Source organism: Streptomyces fuscigenes (assembly GCF_021556455.1).
GTDB classification, from domain to species: domain Bacteria; phylum Actinomycetota; class Actinomycetes; order Streptomycetales; family Streptomycetaceae; genus Streptomyces; species Streptomyces fuscigenes.
This window is the reverse complement of sequence record NZ_JAKGCV010000755.1, coordinates 1-1,374: the sequence shown is the minus strand read 5'-3', so window position 1 is coordinate 1,374 and position 1,374 is coordinate 1. Positions and strand designations below refer to the sequence as shown.

At 74.7% G+C, this 1,374-nt stretch carries 2 protein-coding genes; both read right to left on the bottom strand.

The window, feature by feature from the left end:
- Positions 1–579 (bottom strand): HTTM domain-containing protein (locus tag L1885_RS28355; protein ID WP_505016797.1); only part of this gene is annotated, 579 nt, incomplete at its 3' end.
- On the bottom strand, positions 576–1,374 hold a 799-nt coding region (locus L1885_RS28350; protein WP_235800002.1), incomplete at its 5' end, for a DUF5819 family protein. The genes L1885_RS28350 and L1885_RS28355, both read right to left, overlap by 4 nt.

Below are 1,374 nucleotides of genomic sequence, written 5' to 3'. Positions count from 1 at the left end.
GCCACCGTCGCCGTCCCGTTCGCCGAGGGCCGGCGCCTGCGCGCCCGTCTCCGGCGGGTGCGCGCTCCGGGCCGCGCGCGCCGCCCGGCGGGCGTCCAGCGACCAGACCCGGCCGCAGCGCGTGAAGACCAGGTAGATCGCCATGATGTGGAGGACGTTGTCGCCGCCGTCCCCGAGGAAGACGGAGCGGTTCTGCAGCGAGAGCACGCCGACCATGAACACCAGGGACAGGGCCCGGGTGTGCCAGCCGAGGAGCAGCAGCAGGCTGGAGAGCATCGCGACGGCGTACACGATCTCGAACCAGACCGCGCTGTCCGACCACATCAGGGCGGAGAACGCGTGGTTCCCCGCGATCAGCTGCCGCGCCAGCCCCCAGCTCCAGGGGCCGTCGGGCCCGTACATCTCGCGCCGGTGGGGCAGTTCGCGCAGCAGGAAGACCAGCCAGGTGCCGGCGAAGCCGATCCGTATGAACGCGCTCTGGTACGGGGCGTACGCGGTGGACGTGACGCGCTGCACCGCCTGCGCGATCCCCGCGGAACGGGCGGGTGCCGCACCGGCGGCGCCTGCGGGTGTGCTCACTTGGCCGCCTCCGTGACGTCCGCCGCGCCGCGCGCGCCGCTGACCCGCGCGGACGCCGCCGCGCCCGCGGTCCGGCCGTCGGCGACGACCGTCTTCGGGACGCCGTCCGGCACGTCGGCGGGGCCCACGTTCCACCACGGGAAGGTCCGGTAGAAGGTCCGGGTGTCGACGCGCTCCTTGGCGTACGGGGGCGGCGCGACGGCCGTGGTCGCCGAGCGGACCTCGACGCGGGTGAGGCGGCCGGGCAGCCGGTCCCGGCCGAACCTGAGCACGACGATCCGGCGCAGGTACGCCTCGGAGAGGCGGCCCCGGGAGCCCAGCGGCCGCTCCTTCGCGTCGTGCGTGGAGGTGAAGTAGTCCCAGGCCCTGCGCAGTTCGTTCTGCTGCGTGTGGCTCGGCAGCGGGTTGTGCAGGATGCCCGCGCCGTCCTGCGCGGACAGGTCCCGCCAGCCGCTGACGGAGGTGCGCCCGGAGCGGTCCTCGGTCTCGAACCGCGCCTGGACGTGGATGTTCTGCTGGAGCGGGTTGGGCGCGAACAGCTTCCAGTTCTGCTCGAACTCCGGGTTCACCCAGCTGTTGATGAGCGCGGCGTGCTGCTTGGAGACCGTGTTGGCGGGGGCCACGTAGAAGAAGACCATGGCCAGGTGGACGCAGGCGAAGGCGGCCACGCCGAGCCCCACGGCGCCCGCGACGATCCGGTGGGGGCGGGGCAGCGCCGCGATGCCCGTGACGGGCCGGCCCCCGCCGGCGGACGCGCCGTCGCCGCCGGGACCGAAGGCCGGGCCGGGGCCCCCC